Raw genomic sequence first — 4,320 nt, forward strand, 5'->3', positions numbered from 1 at the left:
CGAGTTCGAGCGCATGCAGGACCGCTCCGAAGTCGGGCGGCTCGCACAGCGCTGTCACGGCGCGGCCGAACAGCCGGGCCTGCCGGCCCGGCGGGTTGATCGGGCGAATGGCGGGATCGATCTGGCCGACGTCGCGGCCGAGATCGACGGCGACGGCGACCGGCACCGCCCGCCAGCGTTCGATCTCGGCCGGAGCAAGATCGGAGGCCGGGGCGGCATGGATCGTGACGGGCATCGGATCAGTCCTTCTGCGACGACAGGGCCCGCAGCGCCTTGGCCAGGCGTGCCACGCCTTCGGCGAGCCGTGCGGGCGGGTTGAGCGTGAAGTTCACCCGGATGGCGCGGCGGTTTTCTCCCGCGGCGTCGAACACGCTGCTCGGCGCGACGCAGACGCCCGCCGCCATGGCGAGCGCCAGCAGCCGATCGGTGTCCAGCGCCGGGTCCCGCGCCACGGCCCAGACGAACATGCCGCCCACCGGCACCTCCCAGTCGAACCACTCGCCGAGATGCTCGGCCATGGCGGCGCAGAGCGCATCGCGGCGTTCGCGGTAGAGGGCGAGGACCCTGGGCTGGATGCGCTCGATCAGCCCGCCCTCCAGGGCGCCGAGCGCGATGCGCTGGGTGACGCCGCTCGTGCACATGTCGGACCCTTGCTTGGCCATGGTCAGGGCCTCGATCATCTCGGGTGCGGCGACCACCCAGCCGATCCGAAGCCCGGGCGCGATCTCCTTCGAAACCGTTCCCATGTAGACGACGGGCCCGTCATAGATCCGGCCGGGCGCCCGCCGGCCCGAGAGTTCCTGCATCCGCGGCAAGGGCGCGGCGTCGTCGTTTCTGGGCATGTTCATAGGTGCGGCCACGCTCGGCCGGCTGGCCGACAGGATTGGGCGTCGTCGGGCTTTCCTGTTCAACCTGATCTGGTTCTCGGCGTGGTCGCTGATCGGAGCCTTCTCGCCCACTCCCTGGTTCCTGGTCATCACCAGGTTCCTCGCCGGGGTCGGCGTGGGAGCCGAGTATCCCGTCGCCGACGCGTACCTCTCCGACGTGCTGCCGAAAGCTCACCGCGGTCGGTTGGCCGCGTGGGCCTACACGTGCTCGTTCGTCGCCGTGCCCGTCCTCGGGTTCATGTCGCTCGGCCTCGCCGAGCACAGCGTGTTCGGAATCGCGGGCTGGCGCGTGCTCCTCGTGATCGGGTCCGTCGGCGCCGTCGTCGTGATGCTGATGCGCCGTGGCCTACCCGAATCGCCCCGATGGCTGGCAGGCGTCGGGCGGGCCGACGAGGCAAGGGCCGCACTGCGCGAGTTCGAGAGGGGCGCCGAGCCGGTGCCTGCGGCCGTAGAGCCAGAACCGGCGGCCGTCGAGCCACCGTCGACGGAGGTGACCAATCCGCTTCGGCGCCTGTCGATCTCGCCGTACCGCGAGCGGCTCGGCATGCTGGCCGTGTTCCACGTCTTCCAGTCGTTCGGCTACTACGGCTTCGGCACCCTGGCCGCGCTGGTGCTGGTGAGCCGTGGCTACGACATCACCACGTCGCTGCTGTTCACCGCGCTCTCCTACATCGGCTACCCCGTCGGGTCCGCACTGTCCGTGCCGTTGCTCAAGTGGTTCGAGCGCAAGTACCTGGTGATGACGACCATCGCCGCCATGGCAGCGTTCGGCCTGTTGTTCGCCACGGCAGGCAACAGCGTGCTGATCGTGGCATTCGGTTTTCTGACCACGGCGACCAGCAACGTCTTCTCGAACGTCTACCACGTCTACCAGGCCGAGATCTTCCCGACGGACGTGAGGGCGACCGCGATCGGCTGGACGTATTCGCTGTCCCGATTGTCCAGCGGGGCACTGCCCTTCATTCTCATCCCCGTGCTCGACCACTACGGCGCCACTGCGATGTTCATGGTCGTGCTCGTTGCCCTGGCGATCGCCGTCGGCGTGGTGGCCTGGATAGGACCTCGCACGACGCGCCGCAATCTCGAGGAGATCAATCCCGTCTGATCACCTCAGTAGGGCAATCGGCCACCGAGTAGGCGGGTGGCGGTCTCCGCGGACCGGACCAGTTCTTCGGCCCACGCCTGCGCCCTGGTCCTGGTCACACGCGAGGTCGGGCCACTGATCGTCATGGCCCCGACCAGCCGCGCCGCGGCGTCGAACACGGGAGCCGAAAGGCCCCCGGCCCCCTCGTCCCGCTCCCCCTCGGTGTAGGACCAGCCGTCGCGCCTGACCCGTTCGACGTCGGCGCGCAGCGCGTCGGCATCGACGACCGTCGACTCGGTGAAGGCCTCCAAGGGTTTGTCCAGCACGGTGCGCAGCGCGTCGGCGTCCCACGCCATCAGCACTCGACCAGCCGAACCGGCCTGCAGCGGAACCACTTTCCCGATGTGCATCTCGCGACGAATCGCGTGCGCCGTCTCCTCGATGGCCACGCACACCCGGTAGGGACCCTCACGCACGAAGAAACACGCCGTCTCGCCGGTGATCTCGCGAAGCTCCTTCAGTGCAGGCGTCACGGCCTGGAGACGGTTGATGCCGCGACTTGCGGGCGCCGCCCAATACGCCATCCTTGCGCCGATGCGGTAGCGGTCACCATCTCTGTCGAGGAACCCCTCCGCCACCAGGTTCGACACCAGACGTTGCACCGTCGACGTGGGAAAGCCAGTCGCGGTGCGTATTTCGCTGAGCGATCGAACCGGCTTCGCGAGTGAGAAGGCGTCGAGGATGCCGCTGATCTTGCTCAGAACCAGCAGCGGTTTGATACCAGGCGACAGCTTCGGCGACCGCGCAGGGCCCGCATCGGCGTCGTCGTCGAGCGCCTCGGTGTGCTCAGTAGCGTCGGCCATGATGCCACGATCCTAGCCACCGGTTGCCTGGCCTTGGTCAGTCGAGCACCCGAGCCGTCGGCGTGAACACCACCGGCATCGCCTCCGGGCCGCTGACGAAGTTGGCCGGGCGCAACGGCACCGAGGCATTTTCCGCGAGGCGCAGGTCGGGCAGTCGCTCCAGCACGCGCGTGGTCATCATCGACAGTTCGAGGCGGGCCAGCTGGTTGCCGAGGCAGAAGTGCGATCCGAATCCGAATGCCATGTGGCTGTTGGGTTTGCGGTCGATGCGAAAGTTCTCGGGGTCACCGAACACCGCTTCGTCGAAGTTGGCGGACTCGAACATCAGCATGATCTTCTCGCCCTCGCGCAGCTCGGTGCCGTGGAGGGTGGTGTCGGCGGTCAACGTCCGGCACATGTTCTTCACCGGCGACGTCCAGCGCAGCATCTCCTCGATGGCCCCTGGCAGCAGCTCGGGATCGGCGACGAGCGCCTCCCACTGATCACGGTGCCGCAGCAGCTGCTCGGTGCCGCCGGAGAGCGTGTGACGGGTGGTCTCGTCGCCACCGATGAGGATCAGCAATGTCTCCATGACGATCTCGTCGTCGGCCATCCGCTGGCCCTCGACCTCCGCGTTGACCAGGATCGAGAACAGGTCCTCGGTGGGCTCGGCACGCCGCTTGGCGATGATGTCCATGGTGAACGCCGTGTAGGCGGCGAAGGCCTCCATCACCTTCTGGGCGGTCAGCTCGTCGATGTGCGAGCTCAGCCCGGTGACCAGGTCGTCGGACCACGTCAGCAGCATGCCGCGCTCCTCGGGCAGCACGCCGAGCATGTCCCCGATCACCGCCATCGGCAGCGGGGCGGCGATGTCGCGGACGAAGTCGCACTCCCCGCGCTCACAGACCGAGTCGATCAACGTGTCGCACAGCGTGGCGATCGACGGCACCTTGTCCATCACGCGCTTGCGGGTGAAGCCGGAGTTGACGAGCTTGCGCCGCAACACATGTGCGGGATCGTCCATGTCGATCATGTATGGCATGCCCGGTGTCTCGGGCCGGATGCCGCCGGTGTTGGAGAACAGCTCCGGATTGCGTTCGGCGTCGAGTACGGCCTGGTAGCTGGCCGCGGCGGCCAACCCCTTGCGGTCACGGAACACCGGTTGGTTGGCCCGCATCCACCGGTACGCGTTGCGCGCATTGCCGTCGGCGTAGAAGGTGCCGTCGGTGAAGTCGACGTCCGGCTTGGTATCTGGCAGAACGGCAGTCATGCAATCTCCTTGGCTTCACCGAACGTCATCTCGACGTTGTCGGCCGAACTCGAAATCAATGCGCGCTTCGGGAAGCCCAGTGAGGCGAGTTCCCTTGCGTAGGGGTGCTCGCCGAGCCGAACACGTACGCCACCCGGTCGATAGCGGACGCCGGACAGCCTCATCTCTCCCGCCGTTTCGCGGGTGACGCCGTCGAGATGTGAGTAAGTGGGATGCACCTGCGTCTTGGACGTGAAG

General features: G+C 67.5%; 5 protein-coding genes and 1 pseudogene. 1 reads left to right on the forward strand and 5 read right to left on the reverse strand.

Features of this window, described 5'->3' with window-relative positions:
- Nucleotides 1–235 (reverse strand): hypothetical protein (locus ACRDUX_RS11790; protein ID WP_526414064.1); only part of this gene is annotated, 235 nt, incomplete at its 3' end.
- Between the two features lie 4 nt (nt 236–239).
- Nucleotides 240–842: an aminotransferase class I/II-fold pyridoxal phosphate-dependent enzyme gene (locus ACRDUX_RS11795; protein WP_526414066.1), complete on the reverse strand. Its 603-nt coding sequence runs from the start codon at nt 840–842 to the stop codon at nt 240–242.
- Here ACRDUX_RS11795 and ACRDUX_RS11800 point away from each other — a divergent pair.
- The gene (locus ACRDUX_RS11800; protein ID WP_526414068.1) at nt 841–1,992 is read left to right on the forward strand and encodes an MFS transporter; all 1,152 of its coding nucleotides are present in this window, start codon (nt 841–843) and stop codon (nt 1,990–1,992) included. The genes ACRDUX_RS11795 and ACRDUX_RS11800 overlap by 2 nt on opposite strands.
- A gap of 5 nt (nt 1,993–1,997) precedes the next feature.
- Here the strand turns inward: ACRDUX_RS11800 and ACRDUX_RS11805 are convergent, their stop codons facing one another.
- From ACRDUX_RS11805 to ACRDUX_RS11815, 3 genes and pseudogenes are all read right to left on the reverse strand, one after another.
- The gene (locus ACRDUX_RS11805; RefSeq protein WP_526414070.1) at nt 1,998–2,834 is read right to left on the reverse strand and encodes an IclR family transcriptional regulator; all 837 of its coding nucleotides are present in this window, start codon (nt 2,832–2,834) and stop codon (nt 1,998–2,000) included.
- Nucleotides 2,835–2,871: 37 nt separating this feature from the next.
- Complete coding sequence (locus tag ACRDUX_RS11810; RefSeq protein ID WP_526414072.1) at nt 2,872–4,083, reverse strand: cytochrome P450; 1,212 nt, start codon at nt 4,081–4,083, stop codon at nt 2,872–2,874.
- A pseudogene (locus tag ACRDUX_RS11815) lies at nt 4,080–4,320 on the reverse strand (acetoacetate decarboxylase family protein); the annotation flags it as partial. The gene ACRDUX_RS11810 and the pseudogene ACRDUX_RS11815, both read right to left, overlap by 4 nt.

This window comes from Mycobacterium sp. (assembly GCF_050701675.1).
Taxonomy (GTDB): Bacteria; Actinomycetota; Actinomycetes; order Mycobacteriales; family Mycobacteriaceae; genus Mycobacterium.

Bases quoted from the DNA above. Each gene is read 5' to 3' on its own strand.
- ACRDUX_RS11800 (WP_526414068.1), top strand. From the start codon at position 841: ATGTTCATAGGTGCGGCCACGCTCGGCCGGCTGGCCGACAGGATTGGG.
- ACRDUX_RS11795 (WP_526414066.1), bottom strand. From the start codon at position 842: ATGCCCAGAAACGACGACGCCGCGCCCTTGCCGCGGATGCAGGAACTC.
- ACRDUX_RS11805 (WP_526414070.1), bottom strand. From the start codon at position 2,834: ATGGCCGACGCTACTGAGCACACCGAGGCGCTCGACGACGACGCCGAT.
- ACRDUX_RS11810 (WP_526414072.1), bottom strand. From the start codon at position 4,083: ATGACTGCCGTTCTGCCAGATACCAAGCCGGACGTCGACTTCACCGAC.